We start from the raw sequence: 23,609 nt of genomic DNA, 5'->3' as shown, positions 1-23,609 counted from the left end.
AGAGAAAATGCACTTAAGCATCTGGGTGGTACAGGTATTTTTCTGTGCTGGACAGGGTCATTTCGCAGCTGTTTCCCGGCATCAGAGGCGGCATGTAATTTCCGTTTTTGATCACGACCGGGTCGACAAAATGTTCATGCTGGTTATCGACGTATTCGATCAACCGGTTGTCCAAAGTGCATGACACCGACAAGTAATCGAACATCGCAAAATGTTGCACAGCTTCGCACAATCCGACGCCACCGGCGTGGGGAATAACGGGTTTATTGAACTTATGTGCCAGCAAGTATTCAATGATGAGTTCTTGCGGTCCGGCGACCCGAGTGGCATCGACCTGCATGATTCCAAAAGCATTCGCCTGCAAGAATTGCTTATACAGGATCCGCGACTGCATTTGTTCGCCGGTCGCAATCGGTATTGGATCGACTGCCCGTGCAATTGCTGCGTGCCCAAGCACGTCATCGGGGCTGGTAGGTTCTTCCACAAACGCCAGATCAAACTCATGGAATTGCTTAATCCACTCAATCGCTTGTGGGACATCCCAGACTTGGTTCGCATCGACCGCCAAGCGCACATCGGGACCAATTGCTTCCCTGGCAAGCCGAAGGCGACGCAAATCGTCGTCAAGATTTTGCCCAACCTTGAGTTTGATCAGCTGGAAACCCTTATCTTGGCTTTCTGACTTGGCCAAACGAACCATCTTGTCGTCGGAATAACCCAACCATCCCGCGGCCGTTGAATAGCCCGGGTACCCGTGCGCGAGTAGATTATCGATGCGCGCTTGTTGGCCACGTTTTCCATCTTTCAGGAAGTCAATAGCTTCTTCTGGGGCCAAGGCATCCGTGAGATACCGGAAATCCAGTGTCGCCACCAGGTCCTCTGGCTCCATTTCTGCCAACAGCCTCCAGAGTGGAACGCCTGCGCGTTTAGCCTTGAGATCCCAGAATGCGTTGAGTACCGCACCAATGGCCATGTGTTCGACGCCTTTTTCTGGGCCAAGCCACCGCAATTGGGAATCATGCACCAGCTCATCCCACGCGCGTTTCATGTTGTCGAGGTAGGGTTCGATTTCTTGGCCGATGAATCGTTGGCTGAGGGATTCGATCGCTTTACAGGCAACATCATTGCCGCGCCCGATAGTGAAAACAAAACCGATACCGGTATGCCCGTCGTCAGCATCCGTAGAAATTTCTACATACGCCGAGGAATAATCCGGGTCCGGGTTCATCGCATCAGAGCCGGAAAGTGACTGTGATGTCGGAAACCTAAAATCATAGGTTTTTATGTGCGTGATTCTGGACAATTGCGCCCTCCTTGCCGGATGGTTCTGCCGTACCCATAAATCATGGAGTTTCATATGGCAGAACCGAGTTCCTAAGTTGTTTAGTTAGGAATGTAGTTCAAGTCACGAACATACGCAAGGGGTTGTGCAAATTACGTTAAGCACTACGCACAACAATCCAGGCACACAGCCGTGCGACAATAGGTACCAACCAGCCAGTCAGGTAAAGACTCCCCAAGACTTTTCACCCAAAGACCTCCCCCATGCCATCCCCGATCCGCAAGGAGCACCCCGATAATGACTACGTCAAATGCTCGTCTCACAGCCGCCGACAAAACCTTAATTGTGCTGCAGGCCGCCATTGAGCATGAGCGTTTTTCAGACATTGTCACCGCTACCGGCTTCGCGAAAGCGACGGTGCACCGAATCTTGCAAACCTTGCTTGATTACGAATTCGTCTACCTCGCTAGCGACGGAACCTACGCGCCTGGCGTCACTTCACTTCGACTCGCCAGCCGAGCATTTAATTCCATCGACATTTCTGAAGTTGCCAACCCAGTTCTGACACAGCTTGCCGAGGAAACGGGCTACACCGTGCATGTCGGCGCACTCAACGTCAATGAAGCAATTTACGTTGCCAAACGCCAAGGGCCCACCCCATATGAGATTCCATCCACAATCGGCAAACGGCTTCCGCTACACTCCACCGCAATCGGAAAATGCCTGCTTGCAGACATGGATACATCCCAACTAGCAAGCGTCGTCAAGCAAGCGGGCCTAGCTCCGCTAACCCCAAACACCATCACCACCCCGGAAGATCTCGATCAAGAGATTGCCGTGGTGCGCACCCGCGGTTACAGCTTCGACGATGAAGAAAACGTTCCGGGCATCCGCTGCATCGGCGCACCAATCTTCGACCATTCCGGGAAAGCCACATATGGCATCTCTCTGACTTCACTAGCCATGGAAAACACGTTAAAACAGATAGAACGCTTTGCCCCTTTGGTGACAGAAGCCGCTGCTGAAATCTCACACAATCTAGGTGCGCACACCACGAAATACTCAAGCTAGATCACATAAATTCGAATTACGGGTTCCATCTCACATTTTCTTGCGGTAGTATGAGACAAACAATGAAACAGGGTTTCACACCATAGAACCGAAGGATGGTGCGCAATGGACCTTCACCTCGACGAAAAAGTATTCGTCGTCACTGGCGGCATGGGCGGCATTGGCAAGGCAATCGTGTTTGCACTCGCACGCGAGGGTGCAATTCCAGTAATCCTTGACCGCACTCCCCTGAGCGCGGAATACAAGACGGAAATCGAGAAATTGACAGCAAACTACGCTGCCTACGAAATCGATCTGAATGACACTGATGATATCGCCGAGATCATCGATGCTGCGTACCAGCGCTATGGACATATCGATGGAATCGTGAATAATGCAGGCGCCAATGACAACAAATCGTTAGAAGAGACTTCCTGGCGCGAATTTGAACAATCGCTACACAGCAACCTCACCCACTATTACGAGACCGTCCACGCAGCCCAAAAGTACTTGCACGATTCTGCTGGAACGATCCTCAACATCGGTTCGAAAACCGCGCTGACTGGCCAAGGGAAAACCTCAGCCTATGCGGCCGCCAAGGGAGCCATCCTGGGGCTTACCCGTGAATGGGCAGCGGCATTGGCGCCCCATGGGGTACGCGTGAACGCACTCGTCGTCGCAGAAGCCTGGACTCCCTTGTACGAGAAATGGATTAAAACCTTTGGCGACGAGGAAGCTCAACAAAAACGTCTGCAACTCATTACCGATGAAATCCCATTACACAACCGCATGACCACGGTCGAAGAGATTGCTGATACCGCGGTGTTTTTGCTGTCGGATCGTTCTTCGCACACCACCGGGCAGTGGATCCACCCAGACGGCGGCTATGTGCACTTGGACCGGGCGCTGTAAAAAACGCTGTAAAACACTGTAAAAACACAGCCTAGTGAAACAGCGAATTCGCAAGAAACGGCACGGTAGATGACTAACCTGAAAATTTTCGATTCCCATATTCACGTATGGGACCTCGAAGCCCAACGGCTCGACTGGCTACGCAGCGTGGATTCCGTATTGCACAGGTCTTTCAGCTTCGCTGATCTCAAACACGCCTATGCCGATGTGGGCAAGAATGGGCTGGCAGACGTAGAACTAGCAGGCGCGGTGCACATCGAAGCAGATGTCGCTGACCCTGCCGACGAGGATGCCCGCATCAAAGCCTTACTCTCGCACGAACCGTTAATACAAGGGTTCGTTACGCACTCCCACCTGCAGAAAAACATGCATGTTACCCCAGGTGCTGTCGGAGTGCGGGAAGTATTGCATAACGACGACATCGCCCGCGGGCGCTGCTTAGAAAGCAGTTTCACCGCAGGATGTAGGAATTTATCCAGCCAAGCAAAAGTCTTTGACCTCTGCATACGCACCCCGGAATTAACAGATTTTCATGCCACATATGAAGACTGTGCGAATCTCCGCGTAGTCATAGACCACTGCGGCAATGCCCAAAGACTCGACGACGCGTTTGCCGCCAACATGAGAGCTCTAGCTGAATACCCCAACGTGTACTGCAAACTCTCAGGGCTCAGTTACGACTCCCCAACAGATGCCTACCAGCTGTTGGAATTTCTCGGAAAGATTTTTGGGCCGCAAAGGCTGATGTTTGCGTCGAACTGGCCTGTCATCGGCCTCTATAGCGATCTGTATACACACATCTCGGCGCTACGAGAAGTATTCGGCGACGACCCCCGCGTGTTTTCCGATACCGCCCGTGACGTCTATAACTTGGAAGGAAACTAAATGTTTACAGGAGTGTACTGCCCGTCGATTACCCCGCTGCAGAGCGACGGCAGCATCGATTTTCCCGCCTGGGAGGCGCATCTCGAACGCCTTATTTCTGGCGGTATTTCCGGTGTGTTGATCTTCGGCAGCATCGGTGAATTTTATGCGTTGAGCATGGAACAGAAGAAACAGGCAATCGAATTTGTCGGTCGGGTTGTCAAAGGACGCATGCAATTCCTCATTGGTTCGGGCAGCACCAAAATTGCGGAAGCAAAAGAGCTCAACGCCTACGGCCACGAGCATGGAGCGGATGCAGCGGTTGTCGTCAGCCCATATTATTTCGGCCCCAGCGATGCATTGGCGACGAAGTATTTTACCGAGTTGGCCGAGGCTTCCGAGCTGCCCATCATGCTCTATAACTTCCCGGACCGCACCGGTAATGATTTATCGCCAGAGCTGATCAGCACGATTGCTGCTGCACACCCGAATATCGTCGGGGTGAAAGACACCGTGGATTCCGCCGCCCACACCAGACGCGTAATCAGAGATGCCCCAGATGATTTTTCTGTGCTTTCTGGTTTCGATGAATACTATTTGCCAAACCGTATCGCTGGTGGTCAGGGTGTTCTGTGTGGGCTCACCAATGTCGTCCCCGAGATTTTCGGTGCCATGCACCGTGCATACGAGTCCGGCGATGTTACGGCTGCAGCGCAATACGCAGGCAAAATCGCTGCTTTGATGTCTGTCTACGAGGTAGGTGATCACTTCATTCACACCATTAAGCATGCTGTGCGCTATGCCAGCGGAGCTGATCTCAGCACCGCCACGCATGAGCCCTACATCGAGCTAACAACAGCACAGCAGGAAGAAATAGCTCGACTCATTGACGCTGCTCGCAGCTAACGCAGTAGTGCAACTAACCCAGTAGTTACCCCAACCAAGGAGTTTTCATGTCCAACTACCAGAACTACATCAACAACGAATTCGTCGAGCCAGCCGAATTCCACGACGTGCTCAACCCGTCAACCGGCCAGGTCATCGCGCAAGCCCCAGCATCCGATGCTGCCGCAGTCGATGACGCAGTCCAGGCAGCCAAAGCCGCCCAGGCGGACTGGGCGAAGCTTCCCGCCGTCGAACGTGCAGGATACCTGACCAAAATCGCAGCCGAACTGCGCAACCACGTCGACCGCTTCGCAGACTACCTGGTGCGCGAACAAGGTAAAGCCCGCGGCTTGGCCACAGTCGAGGTCAACTTCACCGCCGACTACCTGGATTACATGGCTGGTTTCGCCCGCCGCATCGAAGGCGAAGTGATCCCCTCCGATCGCCCAAACGAATCCATTTTCCTGACCTACCAACCCATTGGTGTTGTCGGTGGCATCCTGCCGTGGAACTTCCCGTTCTTCCTCATCGTGCGCAAAATGGCTCCGGCCCTGCTCACCGGCAACACCATCGTCATCAAGCCTTCGGACGAAACCCCGATCAACGCTTTCGAGTTCGCCAAACTGGTCGACGGCATCGGCCTGCCCAAGGGCGTGTTCAACATGGTCGGCGGCCGCGGCTCCGTGGTTGGCGATGCGCTAACCCGCCACAAGGATGTCGACATGATCTCGATGACGGGTTCGGTGGCTACCGGTAAAAAGATCATGGCTGCAGCCGCGGAGAACCTCACCCGCGTCAACCTGGAACTGGGCGGTAAGGCACCAGCGATCGTGCTTGCCGACGCCGACCTGGATCTGGCAGCCACCGCCATCTGGAATTCCCGCGTGATCAACACCGGCCAGGTCTGCAACTGCGCAGAAGTCGTGCTCGTGGAAGAAGCCGTGCATGACGAGCTCGTCGCCAAGCTGAAGGAGAAATTCGAGTCCACCCGCTACGGCGACACCTCGGATATCGACGATCTGGATATGGGGCCACTGATCAACCAGGCTGGCCTGACGAACGTCGGCGACATGGTGCAAGCCGCCGTCGACGCTGGTGCGCAGGTGGTATGCGGTGGTGCCGCTGCCGAGGATAAAGGCAGAGGCTTCTTCTACCAGCCAACGCTGCTGGACGGCGTCGAAAAGGGCGCGCCGATTACCCGCGAAGAGGTCTTCGGCCCAGTTCTGCCTGTGGTGACGGTCAAGGATTTGGATGAGGCCATTGAGTTTGCCAACAGCTCGGAATACGGCCTGACCTCGTCCGTGTACACCGAAAACGTGCACAAAGCCCACAAGGCTGCCCGCGAGCTGCTTTACGGCGAGACGTATATCAACCGCGAAAACTTCGAAGCGATGCAAGGCTTCCACGCTGGCCGACGCAACTCCGGCATCGGCGGTGCCGACGGCAAGCACGGCATCATGGAATACGTTGAAACGCACGTAACCTACATCGAATCCAAGATGTAATTCCTAGGGTTTTGGCAGCAGAATTTTTGCTAACGTAATAATTATGAAAAAGATTATTCCGCTGTGCATTGCTGCTGCCCTGACCTTGAGCGCGTGTTCTTCTGCTGACGAGGCCGCTGATTCTGTCAAAGACGCGGCTTCGGAAGCATCGAGCACCGCATCCTCTGTGGCTTCGGGTGATGAGAAAACCACCAACAAGGATGGCGACTCCCGCGTCGTTGACACTGAGCTCGGCGAGGTGGAAGTGCCTGCCGACGTGAAATCTGTAGTGGTACTCACCGGAAGCCGGGACCTCGATATTGCGCTCTCGTTGGAGCTGCCGGTCACCGGTTACCCGAAGGCACCCGATGCGTTTGACCTGGATTCGCCGCTTGCCGAGGAAATTAAACAGGCCAAGGATGACGGTGCGGAGACGCTGTATACCGCCGGTGATGAAGAAGTAGACATCGACGCTATTAAAAAGGCTGATCCGGACTTGATCATCGGTGCAGTCCAGGATGTCACCCCCATCCACGACGAACTCAAAAACATCGCCCCGGTACTGCCAATCGGTGATTTTTCCACTGCTACCTGGGAAGATGATTTGATGCTGGTTGCATCTGCCACCGGCACCGAAGAAAAGGGTGGCAGCCTGATTGCCGATTATGAGAAACGCGTCGGCAAGTTGTCGGACAAGTACGCCGATGCACTGGCCGATCACAAGTTCGCCCCAGTCAGCTATGACGGCGAAGAATTCGTCATCAATGGCACGCGTTTGCTTTCGCAGGTGCTGCAGGATCTCGGCGCGGAACCTTCCGCGGCTTTCAATGAGGCTTTAGAGGGTGTGACCGGTAAGTATGACATCGATGAGATCGCCAAGACTCTTGACGACGTCGACGGCTTGGTAGCCCTGGTCAATGAGAAATCAACGTGGCAGTCTCTGCAGTCTAATGCGCAGTTCGGGAAAATCCCGGCGGTGCAGAACGAGACCGTGGTGCGCTCCGACGAGCAAACCCACGAGGGCGCCTACTACTCCGCGATGCACGCGGTAGATATCATCGAAGAGCTGCTCGAGATGCTGGACACAGAGAACAAATAAACCCAACTGCTGCACTCGGCTGATGCGATCGGCCCGGCTGCATGAGCTCAGCTATTGAAAATCCCGCGAGCGCACCGCGAGTAATTCGCTGACCTCCAGCGGCTCCAGCCGGTCGGCCACCACCGTGGCTGCCCCACTCGCGTTTTGCACTATCCCGCGCACCACCAAAGCTTTGGCGGTGCGCGCTAGTCTTTTCTGCCGCTTCCACAACCCCGGCGACACAATAACGTTAATCAGCCCGGTTTCATCCTCCATCCCAAAAAACGTCGCCCCACTTGCGGTATTCGGCCGTTGCCGGTGGGTGATCATGCCAGCCACCCGAATGCGACTGCCATCGGGCACCTGCAACAACTCTTCGGCACGCACCACGTTGTTAGCAGCTAGTGCATGACGCAATAACTCCATCGGCTGGGTCTCTGGGGTCACTCCCGTCGAAGCCAGATCTGCCGCCAGCATCTCAAAACCACTCATGCCGGGCAGCGCCGGCGCAGCAATCGCCGAAAGCCCCGGCAGCATGCCAGGTTGTTCAGTGGCTGCCACACCAGCGACCCATTGTGCTTGCCTGCGATCCAGCCCCAGCACCTCCAACGCCCCGGCGCGTGCGAGCGCTTCGACTTCCCGCACCGAAGCCCCGGTGCGGCGTACCACATCCGCCACCGAAGACTCCCGGCTCAACGCATTTTGTGCAGCAACGATGGCCTCAGCTGTAGACGTCGACAAGCCTTTCACAGAACCCAGCCCCAAGCGGATGGCCCCACCGCTCACGCTGGCTTCTACCTGCGAATCCAACACCGAGACCGGCAGGATCTGCACCCCGTGGCGGCGGGCATCCTGGATCAGCGACTGTGGAGAATAAAACCCCATCGGTTGCGCCCGCAACAGCCCGACGCAGAATTCCGCCGGGTAGTAGCGCTTAAACCATGCCGAGAAAAACACCAGTGAGGCAAAAGACTGCGAATGCGATTCTGGGAACCCATAGGCAGCGAAAGCCACGATCTTCGACCACAGCTTATAGGCGGTTTCTGCCTCGATCTGATTGGTTTCCCAACAACCGCGCAAGAAACGTTCCTGAAGCGCAGCCATCCGTTCTGGCGAACGCTTCGAGCCCATCGCCCGGCGCAGATCATCAGCTTCTGCACCAGTAAAACCTGCGGCATCAACCGCGATATGCATCAACTGCTCCTGGAACAACGGGATGCCCAAAGTTTTTGCCAGTGCTTTCTCCAGTACCGGGTGGTCATACGTCACCTCTTCTAGCCCGTCCCGTCGGCGCAGGTACGGGTGCACGGAACCACCCTGGATCGGGCCCGGGCGGATCAGCGCGACTTCTACTACCAGGTCAAAAAAGCAGCGTGGCTTCAGCCGCGGCAGCGTGTTCAGCTGCGCGCGCGATTCCACCTGGAATACCCCGACGGCATCGGCGTTGCAGAGCATGTCGTAGACGTTGGAGTCTGCCAGGTCGATCTCCCAGAGGTTCACGGTGTATCCGTGTTGCTGTTGCACCAGGTCAATCATGTGGTGCAGTGCTTCCAACATGCCCAGCCCCAGTAGATCGAATTTCACTAACCCGGCACCCGCGCAGCTGTCTTTATCCCATTGCACGACACTGCGGCCTTCCATCGCCGCCCATTGCGTCGGCACCACATCCGTCACAGGACGATCGCACAACACCATGCCACCGGAGTGAATACCCAAATGCCGCGGCTGGCCGAGGAATTGATCCGATAATGCCAGCACATTATCTGGTGGTTCAGTTTTTCCTTGTGCCCAACTATCCGCGGCACCTTGCGGAAAGCCCAGGGCACGGGCAGCATCGCGTACCGCACCTTTCCGACGGTAGGTAATCACGTTAGCCACTTGCGCGGCACGGTCACGCCCGTAGGTGGCATACACGTATTGGATAACTTCTTCCCTGCGAGTGGATTCAATATCTAAATCAATATCCGGCGGTCCATCACGATCCGCCGATAAAAACCGCTCAAATAACAGCTGCGCACTGATCGGTTCCGCGTTGGTAATGCCCAGGCTGAAGCACACCACAGAATTCGCTGCCGATCCCCGGCCCTGGGCCAAAATATTCTGCCGAGCACAGAAATCGACGATATCCATCACGATCAAGAAATAGCCGGGAAACCCCAGCTGCTCGATAACCCCGAGTTCATGTTCAATCTGGGTGCGTGCCCGCCGATAAGTCTGTTCTGGGTAGGCCTGATAACGCTTTCGGGCCCGACGATAGGTCAGCTGCCGAAGCCAACTCATCTCGGTTTCGCCATCAGGTACTGCAAAATGTGGCAGACGCGGTGCCACGATATCCCAGCTAAACGCGCACTCTTCGGCAATCTTCACGGTAGTTTCCAGGAGCTTTTCCCGCCCTGGGGCCAGCCGCAGCATGCTGCGACCATCTCGCAGCCACTGCGCGCCCATCGGGTGGGTATGCCAGCTGGCAGCTGCCAGCGATTCCCGCTGGGCCAACGCGGCTTTCGCACTGGCCAGTCGGGTCTGGCTACGGGTAGCAGCGTGCGGGCTGGCGCTGATGATCGCGCGCAGACCAGAGTGCCGACTCATTAGTTGCGCGGCAGCTGCATCCAGTGCCGCAAAGCGGTCGGCATCTTCCGGCAACAAGTTAGATTCATAGTGCAGAACCAAGCTGTCTATTCCAAAAGATTCGATCAAGGTATCGAGCATATCAAGCCAGGAATAATCCACGAGGATATAGCATTGCCCGGCTAATTGCTCCGCAAATGATTCCAAGCTTGGATACCGCGGGCGGCGGTCTGTGCTCGCCATATGCGCCGCCGCCATCACCCGGGACAGCAACCGGTAGCCTTCCGGGGTGCACGCCAAGACGGTAAGACTGCCATGATCCAGACTCAAACGGGCGCCAAAAACCGTCGGCAAGCCAGCTTTGGCTGCGGCTTCTGCGAACACAATGGATCCATAAAAACCGTCATGATCGCAGATCCCCAACGCAGTTAGACCCAATTCACAAGCGCGTTCTACCAGCGCTTCTGGGTCCGAGGCCCCAGCCAAAAAGCTATATGAACTCACCGCAGCCAATTCTGCGAAGGCTGGACCGTCGGCACGCTTATACCCTGTATTTTCCTCCGTCGCCGCAGCAATATCAGCCCCTGGTGGCAGCGCTACCGGATGAGGCACCGGGCACCCAGATAAAATCCGCTCCAAACGCGACCACGACAGGCCCGCACCACCGTTGAAATTCATGAGAGTAACCCTACACAGAAACTCTCACACATGCGTATATATTTTCGAACAAAGTATTTTTCATACGGCCCGACGTGGCGATGGTTGAACGAAAATATAGACAAAGCTGTACAGACTCTGCTAGATTCCACGTCATTGCGCGACATGCGTACCGGGCCCACTGACGCATGCTGGAGGCCCACCATGCACAAGCCCGTCGACGCACACCCCATGAAAGGACACCCCTTATGAACATCCGCCGCATTATTGCCGGTAGCACTGCTGCACTGACTGCAGCCACTCTGGTTGCCTGTTCCGGCGACAACGCCGCTTATACCCCATATTCCAAAGACGACACCATCACCATCGGCACCACCGATGCTTCGCTGGAATCATGGTCAGTATTCGAAGAAGTCGCTGAAGAACATGGCTTCAACATCGAGATTGAAAACTTCGCGGAATACTCCCAGCCCAACCCTGCTCTGAGCCAGGGCGAAAACGACATCAACAAATTCCAGCACCTGATGTTCTTGGCACAGTACAACGTTGATTCCGGCGATGACCTGGCACCACTGGTATCCACGGAAATCTACAAGATGGGACTGTTCTGGGAAGGTGCCGACGAGCTCGACGTCGACAAGATCGAGGGCGAAGAAGTTGTCATCCCGAACGACACCGTCAACCAGGGTCGCGCACTGTTGCTGTTGCGTGAGGCCGGGTTGGTGGAGTTGGTTGGCGACGTCAAGTACACCCCAAGCGTGGCTGACATCGATAAAGAAGCCTCCAAGGTCACTGTCACCACGGTCGATGCTTCCGAAACCGCGCGGCAGTACCGCCTGGGCCAGCCAGCTGTGATCAACAATAACTTCCTGGACCAGGCCAATATTGACCCAGAAGAAGCTATCTTCGACGACGATCCGAACGCAGAAAGCGCCGAGCCATACATCAACCTGTGGGTTGTTCGTGCCGACGCCGTCGACGACGAAGTCTTGAACGAGCTGGCCGAGCTGTGGCACGACGAGCGCGTTGCCAAGGCGGTATTCGAAGAATCCGGCGGAACCACAGTGCAGGTCCAGCGCCCGCGTGAAGAACTGCAGAAGATCCTCGACGATCTGGAAGCAGAACTGCAAGGCTAGCCCTGGAGCTGCTGGCGCTACTGTCGCTGCTGGCGCTACTGCAGCACAGCTCATTCGGAACGCTTCCGGTATTCCTCCGGACTTTCCGAGCAGGCTAGTAACGACACACGCTTAGTCCCGGCTAACATAGCTGCGACTAAGCGTTTTCCGTCTAAGAAGAAATGATGGTTTTTCGTGGTAACACACTCGGGTACAAGCCCAGCTAGCGGAAGTGGCGAACGCCGCGGCACCCGCATCGAATTCACCAACGTCAACAAGGTCTTCGACGCCAAAAAGAAAGGCGCCGCACAGGTCACCGCCGTCGACGATGTCACCCTGACCGTCGAATCAGGCGAGGTCATCGGCATCATCGGTTATTCCGGCGCGGGCAAATCCACCCTGGTACGCCTGATTAACGGTCTGGATAACCCAACCTCGGGTTCGCTGAAACTCGACGGCACAGAGATCGTCGGCATGTCCGAAGCAAAAATGCGCGGGCTGCGTCGCAATATCGGGATGATCTTCCAACAGTTCAACCTGTTTAATTCCCGCACCGCAGCGGCAAATATCGAATTCCCGCTGAAACTGGCCGGGGTGCCAAAAGCCGAGCGCACCAAGCGCGTCAACGAACTCCTCGAATTCGTCGGCCTGGGCGAGCGCGGCAACTCCTACCCCGAGCAGCTTTCCGGTGGCCAGAAGCAGCGCGTCGGCATCGCCCGCGCATTGGCGACCAACCCGTCGCTGTTGCTTGCCGACGAAGCCACCTCCGCACTCGACCCAGAGACCACGCAAGAAATCCTGGATGTGCTGCGAAAAGTCAACCAGGAGTTTGGCATCACGATCGTCGTGATCACCCACGAAATGGAAGTTGTGCGCTCGATCGCCGATAAAGTCGCGGTGATGGAAAACGGCTCCATCGTGGAATATGGCGAGATCTACGACGTGTTTTCGGCACCGAAAACCGACGTCGCCAAGCGCTTCGTCGCCACTGCCCTGCGCAATGAACCCGATGCCATCGAAGCCGATGACTTGCTGGCTCACGAGGGGCGGCTGTTTACCATCGAGTTGACCGAAAACTCTGGGTTCTTCGAAGCCGCTGCCACACTGCGCTCTTCCGGTGGTTCCATCAACATCGTGCACGGTGGCGTGACCACCTTGCAGCAGCAATCCTTCGGCAAAATGACCGTGCGTCTCAACGGTGATGATTCCGCCATCGACGAGTTTTACCGCACCCTGTCCCAGCGCACCCACATTGAGGAGATTAAGCGATGATTTCCGCAGCTGATACCAACTGGGACCGCCTGGGCCCCATGTTTTCCGATGCCGTCGTCGACACTTTGGTCATGGTGGCTTTCGCCATGGTCGTTGGTGGTGTCCTTGGCCTCGTGGTCGGCGTATTCCTGTTCACCACCCGCGAGAGCGGGATCCTGCAGAACAAAGTCGTCTACACGATCCTGAACATTCTGGTGAACTTCGTCCGCCCGATCCCGTTCATCATTTTGCTGGCCCTGATGCAGCCGATCACCATCGGCGTGCTCGGCTCGTCGATCGGGCGTGAACCAGCCGCATTCGTGATGGGCATCGCCGCCACCTTCGCGGTCGCACGCATCGTCGAGCAGAACTTGGTCTCGATCGACCCAGGCATTATTGAAGCCGCCCGGGCAATGGGGGCAGGACCGTGGCGGATCATCACCCGCGTGATCCTCCCCGAAGCGCTGGGGCCGCTGGTGCTGGGATACACCTTCATCTTCATCGCAATCGTCGATATGTCCGCGATGGCCGGATACATCGGCGGCGGCGGTTTGGGCGATTTCGCCATCGTTTACGGACACCGCGCCTTCGACTACAAGGTCACACTGATTGCTACCGCCGCAATCATCATCATCGTCCAAGCCGCGCAGTTCTTCGGTAACTGGCTGTCCAAGAAGATCATGCGCCGCTAACTCACTGGCTGGCTAGCCAGCACAGTACCCTGTTGTTTCCCGGCCCGGCTGCAGACGCTAGTTCTGCCGCCGGGCTTTCCATATATCCGCGCCCTGATTAGGCAGTATGTCAAGATTTAACAGTGTGCGAAGCTCTGACAGTGTGCGAGTTCAGGCGTTGCGCACAACCCTTGCTTCTCTATTCGCAGCTGGCACAGTTGCATCGCCAGGGAAAAGCTTCGGCCCCAACCACAACATGACGTAAACCAACCCGACAAGCACAGGAATCTCGACCATCGGACCTATTGTTCCAGCTAACGCTTGTGCGGAATGCGCTCCGAAAGTACCGATGGATACGGCAATAGCCAATTCGAAATTATTTCCGGCAGCTGTAAACGACACCGACGAAGACTGCGCATAATTCATCCCCACCAGTTTTGAAACAACCAACGACACAGCAAACATCCCAACAAAATAAAGCAGCAACGGGACGGCTACACGAACTACTGCCGTCGGTTGCGCTGCAATGTGTTCACCCTGCAGGGAAAACAATAAAACGATGGTGTACAACAGCCCAAGCAGCGCCAATGGTGAAATAGCTGGCAAAAATTTCGTTTCATACCACTGCCGCCCTTTGATATTTTCTCCCACAACCCGGGACAAAGCACCAGCAACCAGAGGCACTCCGAGGAACACCAACACAGAACTCACGATGGTCCAGAAGGAAAACTCCACTTCGCTGGCACCCAGCCCCAACCATTGGGGTAATACTTGCAGATAAAACCAGCCAAGCAGCCCGAACATAAGTACCTGAAATACAGAGTTAATAGCCACCAAAACAGCTGTAGCTTCCCGGTCACCACAGGATAGATCAGACCACACCAGCACCATTGCAATGCACCTGGCCAAGCCAACGATGATTAATCCAGTACGAAGTTCCGGCTGATCAGGTAAGAAAAACCACGCCAATGCAAACATAAAAGCTGGCCCCACCAGCCAATTAAGCACGATTGATACTGTCATCAACCGCTTATCTGCAACGATCTTGCGGGTTTTATCGTAACGAACTTTCGCTAAAGGCGGGTACATCATCACCAGCAAACCGAGTGTAATCGGCAAAGAAATACCGCCTACTTCTAGCCGCGCCAGCGTTTCTCCGATTCCCGGCATCGTGCGCCCCAGGAGTAGTCCAACACCCATCGCGACGAGGATCCATACCGGTAAAAATCGATTCAACCAGGACATACGCGGACGTTGGGCAACGGTCATAAAACTCCTTAAAAACAATTCTGAGCATCAAGCCAGAATCCTAAACTTATATCGATAGCTATCAATATATTATATCGATAGCCGTCAATATAACATAGTTGTTATGACCTCCCCAGAGACTTCCCCGCTGACTGATCCTGCCTCCTGTTGTTCCCTGGGATCTGGCCTTTTGACCAAAAGCGAAGCTGAACGCTATTCCATTCTGTTCACAGCGCTGTCCGATCCCACCCGCCTACGATTACTCTCGCGGCTAGCTGCGGAGGGATGCGAACCAGTTAGCGTCGCAGAGTTAACAGAATTATCAGGGTTGAGCCAACCTACCGTATCCCATCATTTAGCACGCTTAACCGAGGTCGGCTTATTAAACAAGGTACGAGTCGGCCGTACGGTCACCCACCGCGTGCGTCCACAGCTTTTCGCAGAACTACGTACCGTCCTGCAGATCGGATAGAACTAAGCAAACAGCAACGGCGACACGATGGAAGGCAAGACAGCGCAAGGGACAAAATCTATGAATACGACCGGCACACGCGCTCACGAACGCAACCCCAACTTTGACCACCCCAACATTGACCACCACGAAGCCATCATTATTGGAGGCGGCCAATCAGGCCTGGCCACCGCCTACTATCTACTGCGCGCTGGGGTCGACACCCTCATTCTGGATGATCAAGACGCCCCTGGTGGGGCATGGCGTCACGTATGGCCGTCCATGACGTTGTTTTCCACCGCGAGTTTTTCCAATCTTCCGGGCAAACCCATGCCAGAATACGACGGCTTCCCTCCGGCTGACCACGTCGTTGCTTATTTGGACGAATATGAGCAGCGCTACCAGATTCCCGTTGACCGACCCGTATACGTTGACCAAGTAGAACGGAATGACGACGGCTACCAGGTTTTTGCTGGCGAGCAGTCCTGGACCGCAACACACATCGTCGCTGCCACTGGAACCTGGTCTAGCCCTTTTGTTCCGCATTACCCAGGCACGTTTGACGGCACCCAATGGCATTCCGCGAATTATCCCGGGCCGGACCCCTTCGGCGATTCTTCTGTCGCTGTAGCAGGTGCCGGAAACTCTGCGGCACAAATAACCGCCGAACTCGCCGACCATGCCGATGTCACCTGGTACACCCGGCATGAACCACGGTGGATGCCTGATGATGTCGATGGCCGCGTGTTATTTCGCCGCAATAGAAAACGAACCCTAGCCCTGCAACGTGGCGACGAAGACCCTGGGGCTGATAGCAACCTGGGCGACATCGTCGCCCTGCCGAAAGTGCGCGAGGCTCGTGATTCCGGGCGGTTGCAGGCAACTCCGATGTTTGACTCTCTCGATGAAGTCAGCGCCGAACATCTGATCTGGTGCACCGGTTTCCGACCCGCGCTGAACCCGATTAGGCATCTGCTCAATGGCACGACTCCAAAATATGCCGATCTACACTTAGTCGGTTACGGTGACTGGACTGGCCCCGGGTCAGCAACGATCACCGGAGTCGGCCCCTTCGCCAAAGAAACCGCACGGAAAATCGCAACCACATTCGGAAAAGAAGTAAAATAACCGGCAGGAAATAACCGTGGAACCTGTGCCCGTAAAAATCATGACGATCACGCTGAAGATGACATAGTCATACCGGTAACCACCCAGCCTGGCTTCGTCGCAGGGTTTTTCCCGCAGGAAGCCACGACGCCGTCGAAAAGCTTGTTCTCCAACCTCACCTGCCACACACGGCCATCGCGGTGGCCGACCTCCACCGCACAAGTTTCGGTATCAGTGTCGGCGTTGGCATCGCTAGACTCCAGCCGCTGAGCGAAAACCAGATCCTGGTAATACAGCTGCTCACCGGCTTCCAGCAACTGTCCAGCCACCGCTACTTCTGCAGCCTGGCTCGGCTCATCATAAATACCCCGACCGCGGTTTCCAGGATAAAAATATTTGCCCTCTAGCGCAGCATGCACCAGTCGCTCGCCTGCGTGTTCATTCACACGGCCAAAACTATAGCCCCAGGGCATCAGCAACATTGCCGGGGCGAAGCGGTGGCCTTTGGTGTGTGAGGTTTCCCAGACCATGTCATCGTTAGGCGCGTGGGTGTCCATGTATGCAGCCAGTGGGCGGCCTTTCACCGCGCAACAGACATCCCGCTTGGCATGGGTGCAGACCAGCACCAGAGGCTCGCGGCTTGGGCGAGCGTCGAGATGCTTATTGTTTCCGGGTCCTGTCAGGTCCAACTGCAGAATATCTTCCGGCCCGTCGAGATAGAGCAGTTCTGCATAGGCTTGTTCCGGATACACCAGGTATGCACGGTGGCGTTGCGGCATCTGATGCCCGGCGCGGCCGGGTTTACGGATAAGTTGAAAACCGACCCCAGCACCCAAGTGCGCTTTGATTTGGGCGGAAAGGTCCACGCCGAAAGTGTCGCCGTCGAGTACATCCCGGCTCCAGCCTGCGGGCCATTCGAAAACCACATACATGCGGTCACGTTTCGCGGTACCCGGCATAGGTTCTACCTGTACATCGGAACAACGTGGGGCGTGATCTGGATGTGCGCTTGGCTGTGTGGACCGCGTGGACTGCAACTGGGATTCTGGCTGAGTTTGTTTGGGTTGCTGGGGTTGCTGGTGGGGTTCGGGCTGGCTCATGTCTTAAGCCTAGAACACAATTGTGCAACGATTTGGTTGAGTCTTCCTATCGCTTTGTGCTTTTTACTGGTTTTTCTTTGGCCCACCCGGATCGGGCGGCTACGGTAATGGATATGGTTTTCCGGAAGCGACGCGTGCCTAGCCTTGCCATAGCTGTGGTGGCCTGCCTTGCGCTGGGTGCGTGCACGAACACCGAGACTGGTGCTGGCAATACTGCCGCCGGAGAAAACAAGGCTGGTTACCAGGCTGACGCCCCAGGAGAGGCCGCGGATTCTGCTGCTTCCGGCGCAGGTTCTGCCGCAGAGAACCCGAATTCTTCTCACTCTGCTGCTTTGAGCCTGCGCAATCCATCCACCCACATGGCGGGCGCGCAGGATCCAAAAAATTCCAGGACGGATGGTGTAGGTTCACGTTCGGGATCGGGTTCTGGGACCGGGTCCGCCAACCAGACCCAGCCGCCGCAGACTCCGGCGTCGCCGCAGCCGGAGCATTCTGCACCCGCAGGGTTGACGGCTTTGGGTAATGCCGACGGCGCGCCCAAAACCGAACGTGTAGAGGCCCCTGCTGAGCTTGCTATCACCGATATTCGCATGGCTGGCCATGATGGTTTCGACCGCATCGTGTTTGAGATGGCGGGCAATGGGATGCCGGGCTGGTATGTCTCGTATACCGAGCAGCCTTTCCACCAGGGCTCAGGCAGGCCGGTAGAGATGGATCATCTCGTTGCACTGAATATCAATATCGACGGCACGGTCCGGCCTGAGACTATTGACAAGAAGCTTTCCGGCCCGGATTTGGACAAGCTCGTCGACAAGGCCAACGATTCGGCTAGTGAATCCGAGCAAGAGCTGGGTGTTATCAAGGATTTCATCCCCGGTGGCATGCATGATGGCCGTTCGCAATATTTCTTGGCGATGGACATGAAACAGCCGTTTTCTGTGCAAGTTTTGCGCGGGCCGACGAGGCTGGTCATCGATATTTTGCATTAGTACATAGCCTCATTAGTACATAGCCTCGATGCGCCAACTGCGGCGCCACCACACCAGCAACCAGGCTTTCGGGTATTTATCACCAGGGTTCTTGCCGACGAGCTGCATCCGCGCGAGTCGCTGCTCGTCTGCTTCCGCCTCACCGTCCCACCACCCGGTATCCACGGGCCAGGGCGCAGACCAGCCAAGCACACGGAATCTCTTATTGCCCCAAGCCATACCGACGGGATCTGCGCTGAGCACGGCTTCTGCAGTGACAAACACCTCGGTGCCGTGCTCATCGACCACACGCACCCGGCTAGCTGGGTGCTCTAGCCCGCCGCCGAGCCGTGTCGGCAATGGCGTAGGGATGGCACCGATCCAGCTGGTGGTGTGTTTATCGTGTTCTGAACTATTTTCTGGGGCTTGCCCGTAGGGCAGAAAGCGCACACGCTCGGCAACTCCCCGGCCACCAGCAGCGTGTGGTTGCTGCACCGCATCAAAGCCAAGCATGGACTGCAGCCGAGAAACCACGGTAGTAGTGGTTTCTTCTGCTACGACAGTATCGGCCTCAATGATGGAGCCGGTGGTTGTCGGAGTTTGGGTTTCCAGTGGGATCAAGGATAATTCCACGATCGCCCCGGCCCCACCGCTGGAAAGCCATCCGTCGAGTTGCCATCGCACCCGTTCGGCAGTGGCGTGTTCTGTCAGAGCCGTAGTGGTGCGCCAGACTTTGGAAATCGTCGTTCCGTCGTCAGTTTCTGCCGCAATTTTGATGCGCACACAATTCAGTCCCTGTGCGGCCAGTTGCTGGTGCACCTGGTCGGCGAGCATACGCGCAATAAAAGCGGCTTCATCAACACGCGTGATGGGCTCTTCCGGTGCGATGGTGGCCGACAGATCTAGCTCTGCTGCATCGGGAGCGACTTTGCGTTGCTGTTGCGCGCTTGCGATGCGGTGGCAGTGCAGGCCCGCGCTGCCGAAGCGAGTGCTGATCGCAGTGGTAGGCAGTTCAGTAAGCTCCCCCAAGGTGGAAATTCCCAAACTGGCAAGGGTTTCCACGGTATCTTTCTGACAGCCCAGCGCGGGTTCTGCGAGCAACACAGACAATGGTTGCTGCTGCAAGAATGCAGCGGACTCACCAGGCTGGACAACGGTACCAAGCACGCGGTGTCGGGCGGCAATGATGGCAGTGGGTAACTCGTCGGCAGCACCAGCGGTGGCATCGATTCCCTCGTGTGCAGCAGCATCAATGAAATGTTCTAAGGCGGCTTGTTCACTACCGTAGAAACGCGTGGCGGCGGTCAGGTTCAGCGCAACCATCCCAGGGCGCAGCACCTCGAGGGACGCAGAGACATCCTCCAATTCCTCGACAATGGCGCTAAACAGGCGGCCGTCACGTTGCGGGTCGGTATCACGCACCACCATGGATGGGCACAATGCTTGGGCTGCGCGCAGTTTCATGCCACGGCGCACCCCTTGACCACGGGCTTTATCGCAGCACGCGGTGATGCGATGGTTGCTGGCCAATGCGATAACCGGGCTTTCTGCGCTAATGGCCTGGCGGGTTTCTTCCAGTAATGCGGCTTGCACTGGCCAGTCTGGAAACCACAACACGGCAATGCGGTTGTCTACCCTGCGGGAATGCTGATGTCTCTCTACTGCAGGCTGCATGCGTCGCTCTGTTTCCGGCTGAATGCGAGACGGAACCGTGGCAGTCATTTACTGCACCGCCTGTAGTGGTTCGGGGCTACCAGATACTGCGGCGCTAGGTACTGAGCTGCTAGCTACAGCACTCGAGCGCACACCACACGTGAGCACGACAGGCCTATTCCGGTGGGTTTTGCTGTAGGAGCTGACCGCAATTTCTGCATTTCGGATGCGCCCAGTACCGCAACCGATACCAGAAAAACCAGTGACCTGAGCATTAATTGTCAGTGCCGGTGAGGGCACTTGTGCACCAACAGTAAGAACAGCCGCCCTACCCTTGCGGATTTTCGCCAGCAGCGGGCGTGCTTGCGTAGGGCTCAAAGTATGAGTACGCGGGCTGCGATAAATCAACACATCTACACCTTCTGCCAGCACACCGAGCACCGTTATCCATTCCCCACCCGGGTTGGGAACCGTGATGATTTTTGAGAGATCCCCGCTTTCCGCGACCTGCGCCAAGGAAAGATCTGACCAGTTCACAATAGCGACTGTTTTTCCCTGTGCGCTAATTTGTGCGATAAGTTCAGAGACGAGTGCAGGGCAATCACTACAATGAGACACAGAGTTTTTCGGCAACCCGCCGGTGGGAATAGCACCAGCGAGCTGACCGGACAATTCCACTACACGGTATGGATCTACAGAAGATTCATTTCCTTCAGAAACAGAATCATTACTGAGCAGACGCGGTTTTTGTTGAACAGGAGTTAAGTTTGCTGCGGACTCTAAACCAGCAATTTTATTCCGCAATGACGCCACACGCTCCGCACGCACGTCGGCAAGAACAGCTACAGATTCTTGCTGCTCCCGCCCCTCTCGCGCACGAATACCTGTTTGAGTCATAGCGACAGTATGACACAGGTTTTCTAAACGCGCAACCATGTTCGAACATCTGGAGGTATCACACCTAGATAAAAGGACAAGCTATCTTAGCCCGATGGGTCTACATGACAACGGGCGCTACACCTTAGCGATCAGTCAAAATAAGACGTTAAGTAGCCCTGAGACCATCAAGGTCTAACATTTCCAATGTGTAGACCCAGAAAATCAGATTATTTTCCATACATCCCACCCGTACCTAAAATTTAATTATTGGCAAGGTTAGGCAAAGTTTAATAAAATAATCTTACTCAAGAGGGTTTCTGCATAAGCACAGGGTTGTCAAGCCCACTGACTAGGAGGAAAAATGAGAAATCTAATAACATTGCAAAAGAACGCGCCGACGAAGACGCCGTAACTGGCATGCTTGCTTCTCTTGCTGCAGAACTTTCCGGAATTTCAGGAATTCGTGAGAATTGCTTTTAAAAAAAAATGCGGATTCATAACATTGTATCCATAGTACTAGCGCTAATTGCTATCATATTGACTATTACCGAAATAGCTTCGACATTAGCGACGATGGCAATAGCGACACTAGGACTGATCGTTTTCATCTCCGGAGTTGAGACTCGAAAGCGCAAACGCCAAGCGCCTGAAGAAAGCTGAGATCTAAGCTAGCTTCAGGCCCAGCATTTTCAACTACTCCTTATTCCCACTCGATGGTTCCCGGTGGCTTCGAGGTCACGTCGACGACCACTCGGTTAACCTCTGCAACCTCGTTGGTAATGCGCGTAGAAATCGTCTCCAGCACCTCATACGGCACGCGAGTCCAGTCGGCAGTCATCGCATCCTCCGACGACACCGGGCGCAGCACAATCGGATGACCGTAGGTACGGCCATCGCCCTGCACACCGACAGAGCGCACGTCGGCAAGCAACACCACCGGGCACTGCCAAATCTCGGCATCCATACCCGCAGCGGTGAGTTCCTCGCGGGCAATCAAATCGGCAGCACGCAGGGTTTCCAGACGATCCGCGGTGACCTCACCAATAATGCGAATACCCAAGCCAGGGCCCGGGAACGGCTGACGCGAGACAATCTCATCCGGCAAGCCCAGCTCGCGGCCCACAGCGCGGACCTCGTCCTTAAACAACAAACGCAGCGGCTCCACCAGCTCGAATTCCACGTCATCCGGCAAACCACCGACGTTGTGGTGCGATTTAATATTCGCCGTGCCCGATCCCCCACCGGATTCCACGACGTCTGGATACAGCGTGCCCTGCACCAGGAAGTCCACCGACGCACCTTCTGGGGCATCATCCAAGACACCAGCAACCGCGCGTTCGAAGGAACGGATGAACTCCGCGCCGATCGCCTTGCGCTTGGCCTCCGGATCGGTCACGCCAGCCAACTTCTGCAAAAAGGCCTCACGCTCATCGACGGTGACCAGGCGCGCGCCGGTAGCGGCAACGAAATCCTGCTCTACCTGCTCGCGCTCACCGGAACGCAGCAAACCATGGTCGACGAATACACAAGTCAACCGGTCGCCAATCGCGCGCTGCACCAGCGCTGCAGCCACCGCGGAATCCACGCCACCGGACAGGCCACAAATAGCGCGGCCCTCGCCAATCTGGGCGCGGACATCAGCCACCAAAGACTCCGCAATAGCACCCGGAGTCCACGTCGGCTGCAAGCCCGCGACCTGCGTCAAAAAACGCTCCAGCACTTGCTGACCATGCGGGCTGTGCAACACCTCAGGATGGTACTGCACGCCAGCCATCTTCTTTTCCAAGCACTCAAACGCAGCCACCGGCGCACCATCCGAAGTAGCAGTGACCTCGAATCCTTCCGGAGCCTTTGAGACGGAATCACCATGCGACATCCACACCTTGTGAGTCTGCGCCAAGCCCTCGTGCAGCACACCGCAACCGTCGGCAAGCGTCAAATCCGTACGGCCGTACTCGCGCTTACCGGTCTGGGCGACAGTGCCGCCCAACGCGTGCGTCATCGCCTGGAAGCCGTAGCAAATACCGAAAACCGGTACCCCCAGCTCCAGCAATTCTGGCTGCAACGACGGCGCACCATCGGCATACACGGAGCTCGGGCCGCCGGTCAGCACCAGCGCAACCGGGTTTTTCTCCCGGAACTGCGCAATCGGCGCATCGTGGGCGATGACCTCGGAATACATCTGTGCCTCGCGCACACGACGCGCGATCAGCTGCGCGTATTGCGCACCGAAGTCGACGACAAGGACAGGACGTGGAGTTGCTGCATCAGTCACGCCCCATAGTTTAACTCACGGCCACAACCCAGACGGCGCATAACCCAAACAGTGCACAACCCGGGCGATGCGCACCCCAGATGATGCGCGCTGCGAACTAGTGGGTTGGACTAT

The 23,609-nt window shown here is 56.0% G+C and carries 19 protein-coding genes; 12 read left to right on the top strand and 7 right to left on the bottom strand.

Annotation, left to right across the window (positions count from 1 at the left end):
* Positions 1-13: 13 nt before the first annotated feature.
* On the bottom strand, positions 14-1,228 hold the full coding sequence (locus B142_RS0110560; RefSeq protein WP_018121519.1) for an enolase C-terminal domain-like protein: 1,215 nt from the start codon (positions 1,226-1,228) through the stop codon (positions 14-16).
* 351 nt (positions 1,229-1,579) lie between these two features.
* Here B142_RS0110560 and B142_RS0110555 point away from each other — a divergent pair, with 351 nt between their 5' ends.
* From B142_RS0110555 to B142_RS0110530, 6 genes are all read left to right on the top strand, one after another.
* Positions 1,580-2,353: an IclR family transcriptional regulator gene (locus B142_RS0110555; protein WP_018121518.1), complete on the top strand. Its 774-nt coding sequence runs from the start codon at positions 1,580-1,582 to the stop codon at positions 2,351-2,353.
* Positions 2,354-2,458: 105 nt separating this feature from the next.
* Positions 2,459-3,244, top strand: a complete 786-nt coding sequence (locus tag B142_RS0110550) for an SDR family oxidoreductase (RefSeq protein WP_018121517.1) — start codon at positions 2,459-2,461, stop codon at positions 3,242-3,244.
* Positions 3,245-3,313: 69 nt separating this feature from the next.
* The gene (locus B142_RS13895) at positions 3,314-4,129 is read left to right on the top strand and encodes an amidohydrolase family protein (protein ID WP_018121516.1); all 816 of its coding nucleotides are present in this window, start codon (positions 3,314-3,316) and stop codon (positions 4,127-4,129) included.
* Complete coding sequence (locus tag B142_RS13890) at positions 4,130-5,014, top strand: dihydrodipicolinate synthase family protein (protein WP_018121515.1); 885 nt, start codon at positions 4,130-4,132, stop codon at positions 5,012-5,014. It begins immediately after the preceding gene.
* A 47-nt stretch (positions 5,015-5,061) separates the two neighbouring features.
* Complete coding sequence (gene aldA, locus B142_RS0110535; RefSeq protein ID WP_018121514.1) at positions 5,062-6,498, top strand: aldehyde dehydrogenase; 1,437 nt, start codon at positions 5,062-5,064, stop codon at positions 6,496-6,498.
* Positions 6,499-6,541: 43 nt separating this feature from the next.
* Positions 6,542-7,576: an ABC transporter substrate-binding protein gene (locus tag B142_RS0110530; protein WP_018121513.1), complete on the top strand. Its 1,035-nt coding sequence runs from the start codon at positions 6,542-6,544 to the stop codon at positions 7,574-7,576.
* A gap of 51 nt (positions 7,577-7,627) precedes the next feature.
* On the opposite strand, the gene B142_RS0110525 is transcribed toward B142_RS0110530, so the two are convergent.
* A complete protein-coding gene (locus B142_RS0110525) occupies positions 7,628-10,798 on the bottom strand; it encodes an error-prone DNA polymerase (RefSeq protein WP_018121512.1) in 3,171 nt (1,056 codons plus the stop codon).
* 227 nt (positions 10,799-11,025) lie between these two features.
* On the opposite strand from B142_RS0110525, the gene B142_RS0110520 reads away from it, so the two are divergent.
* The 3 genes from B142_RS0110520 (at position 11,026) to B142_RS0110510 (ending at position 13,835) form a co-directional block, all read left to right on the top strand.
* On the top strand, positions 11,026-11,913 hold the full coding sequence (locus B142_RS0110520; protein ID WP_018121511.1) for a MetQ/NlpA family ABC transporter substrate-binding protein: 888 nt from the start codon (positions 11,026-11,028) through the stop codon (positions 11,911-11,913).
* A 174-nt stretch (positions 11,914-12,087) separates the two neighbouring features.
* Entirely contained in the window at positions 12,088-13,164 is a 1,077-nt protein-coding gene (locus tag B142_RS0110515; RefSeq protein ID WP_018121510.1) for a methionine ABC transporter ATP-binding protein, read from the top strand.
* Complete coding sequence (locus tag B142_RS0110510) at positions 13,161-13,835, top strand: methionine ABC transporter permease (protein ID WP_018121509.1); 675 nt, start codon at positions 13,161-13,163, stop codon at positions 13,833-13,835. The genes B142_RS0110515 and B142_RS0110510 overlap by 4 nt, the downstream gene beginning before the upstream one ends.
* Before the next feature lie 150 nt (positions 13,836-13,985).
* Here B142_RS0110510 and arsB read toward each other — a convergent pair whose 3' ends face one another.
* Positions 13,986-15,083, bottom strand: coding sequence for an ACR3 family arsenite efflux transporter (arsB, locus tag B142_RS0110505; protein WP_018121508.1), 1,098 nt, complete (start codon positions 15,081-15,083; stop codon positions 13,986-13,988).
* A gap of 103 nt (positions 15,084-15,186) precedes the next feature.
* On the opposite strand from arsB, the gene B142_RS13350 reads away from it, so the two are divergent.
* Together B142_RS13350 and B142_RS0110500 are read left to right on the top strand one after the other, a co-directional pair.
* Positions 15,187-15,534, top strand: a complete 348-nt coding sequence (locus tag B142_RS13350) for an ArsR/SmtB family transcription factor (protein WP_081604988.1) — start codon at positions 15,187-15,189, stop codon at positions 15,532-15,534.
* Between the two features lie 60 nt (positions 15,535-15,594).
* Positions 15,595-16,641 carry an ArsO family NAD(P)H-dependent flavin-containing monooxygenase gene (locus B142_RS0110500; protein WP_018121507.1) on the top strand — a complete coding sequence of 349 codons (1,047 nt, stop codon included), beginning with the start codon at positions 15,595-15,597 and terminating at the stop codon, positions 16,639-16,641.
* A gap of 47 nt (positions 16,642-16,688) precedes the next feature.
* On the opposite strand, the gene B142_RS0110495 is transcribed toward B142_RS0110500, so the two are convergent.
* Positions 16,689-17,579, bottom strand: a complete 891-nt coding sequence (locus tag B142_RS0110495; protein ID WP_018121506.1) for a sucrase ferredoxin — start codon at positions 17,577-17,579, stop codon at positions 16,689-16,691.
* 254 nt (positions 17,580-17,833) lie between these two features.
* Here B142_RS0110495 and B142_RS13050 point away from each other — a divergent pair, with 254 nt between their 5' ends.
* Entirely contained in the window at positions 17,834-18,709 is an 876-nt protein-coding gene (locus B142_RS13050) for an AMIN-like domain-containing (lipo)protein (protein WP_126855231.1), read from the top strand.
* Positions 18,710-18,721: 12 nt separating this feature from the next.
* Here the strand turns inward: B142_RS13050 and B142_RS0110485 are convergent, their stop codons facing one another.
* From B142_RS0110485 to guaA, 3 genes are all read right to left on the bottom strand, one after another.
* Positions 18,722-20,410, bottom strand: a complete 1,689-nt coding sequence (locus B142_RS0110485; protein ID WP_018121504.1) for a DNA polymerase Y family protein — start codon at positions 20,408-20,410, stop codon at positions 18,722-18,724.
* Positions 20,411-21,238 carry a hypothetical protein gene (locus B142_RS13690; RefSeq protein WP_018121503.1) on the bottom strand — a complete coding sequence of 276 codons (828 nt, stop codon included), beginning with the start codon at positions 21,236-21,238 and terminating at the stop codon, positions 20,411-20,413. It lies immediately after the preceding gene.
* Positions 21,239-21,920: 682 nt separating this feature from the next.
* Positions 21,921-23,495, bottom strand: coding sequence for a glutamine-hydrolyzing GMP synthase (gene guaA, locus B142_RS0110470; RefSeq protein WP_018121501.1), 1,575 nt, complete (start codon positions 23,493-23,495; stop codon positions 21,921-21,923).
* Between the last annotated feature and the right edge of the window lie 114 nt (positions 23,496-23,609).

Source organism: Corynebacterium propinquum DSM 44285 (assembly GCF_000375525.1).
GTDB lineage: Bacteria > Actinomycetota > Actinomycetes > Mycobacteriales > Mycobacteriaceae > Corynebacterium > Corynebacterium propinquum.
Note: the sequence above shows the minus strand (reverse complement) of the source record. Positions and strands in the feature narration are given on the sequence as shown.

Coding starts and splice junctions, on each gene's coding strand:
- B142_RS0110560 (WP_018121519.1), bottom strand. CDS start 1,228: ATGAACCCGGACCCGGATTATTCCTCGGCGTATGTAGAAATTTCTACG.
- B142_RS0110555 (WP_018121518.1), top strand. CDS start 1,580: ATGACTACGTCAAATGCTCGTCTCACAGCCGCCGACAAAACCTTAATT.
- B142_RS0110550 (WP_018121517.1), top strand. CDS start 2,459: ATGGACCTTCACCTCGACGAAAAAGTATTCGTCGTCACTGGCGGCATG.
- B142_RS13895 (WP_018121516.1), top strand. CDS start 3,314: ATGACTAACCTGAAAATTTTCGATTCCCATATTCACGTATGGGACCTC.
- B142_RS13890 (WP_018121515.1), top strand. CDS start 4,130: ATGTTTACAGGAGTGTACTGCCCGTCGATTACCCCGCTGCAGAGCGAC.
- aldA (WP_018121514.1), top strand. CDS start 5,062: ATGTCCAACTACCAGAACTACATCAACAACGAATTCGTCGAGCCAGCC.
- B142_RS0110530 (WP_018121513.1), top strand. CDS start 6,542: ATGAAAAAGATTATTCCGCTGTGCATTGCTGCTGCCCTGACCTTGAGC.
- B142_RS0110525 (WP_018121512.1), bottom strand. CDS start 10,798: ATGAATTTCAACGGTGGTGCGGGCCTGTCGTGGTCGCGTTTGGAGCGG.
- B142_RS0110520 (WP_018121511.1), top strand. CDS start 11,026: ATGAACATCCGCCGCATTATTGCCGGTAGCACTGCTGCACTGACTGCA.
- B142_RS0110510 (WP_018121509.1), top strand. CDS start 13,161: ATGATTTCCGCAGCTGATACCAACTGGGACCGCCTGGGCCCCATGTTT.
- arsB (WP_018121508.1), bottom strand. CDS start 15,083: ATGACCGTTGCCCAACGTCCGCGTATGTCCTGGTTGAATCGATTTTTA.
- B142_RS13350 (WP_081604988.1), top strand. CDS start 15,187: ATGACCTCCCCAGAGACTTCCCCGCTGACTGATCCTGCCTCCTGTTGT.
- B142_RS0110500 (WP_018121507.1), top strand. CDS start 15,595: ATGAATACGACCGGCACACGCGCTCACGAACGCAACCCCAACTTTGAC.
- B142_RS0110495 (WP_018121506.1), bottom strand. CDS start 17,579: ATGCCGGGTACCGCGAAACGTGACCGCATGTATGTGGTTTTCGAATGG.
- B142_RS13050 (WP_126855231.1), top strand. CDS start 17,834: ATGGTTTTCCGGAAGCGACGCGTGCCTAGCCTTGCCATAGCTGTGGTG.
- B142_RS0110485 (WP_018121504.1), bottom strand. CDS start 20,410: ATGACTGCCACGGTTCCGTCTCGCATTCAGCCGGAAACAGAGCGACGC.
- B142_RS13690 (WP_018121503.1), bottom strand. CDS start 21,238: ATGACTCAAACAGGTATTCGTGCGCGAGAGGGGCGGGAGCAGCAAGAA.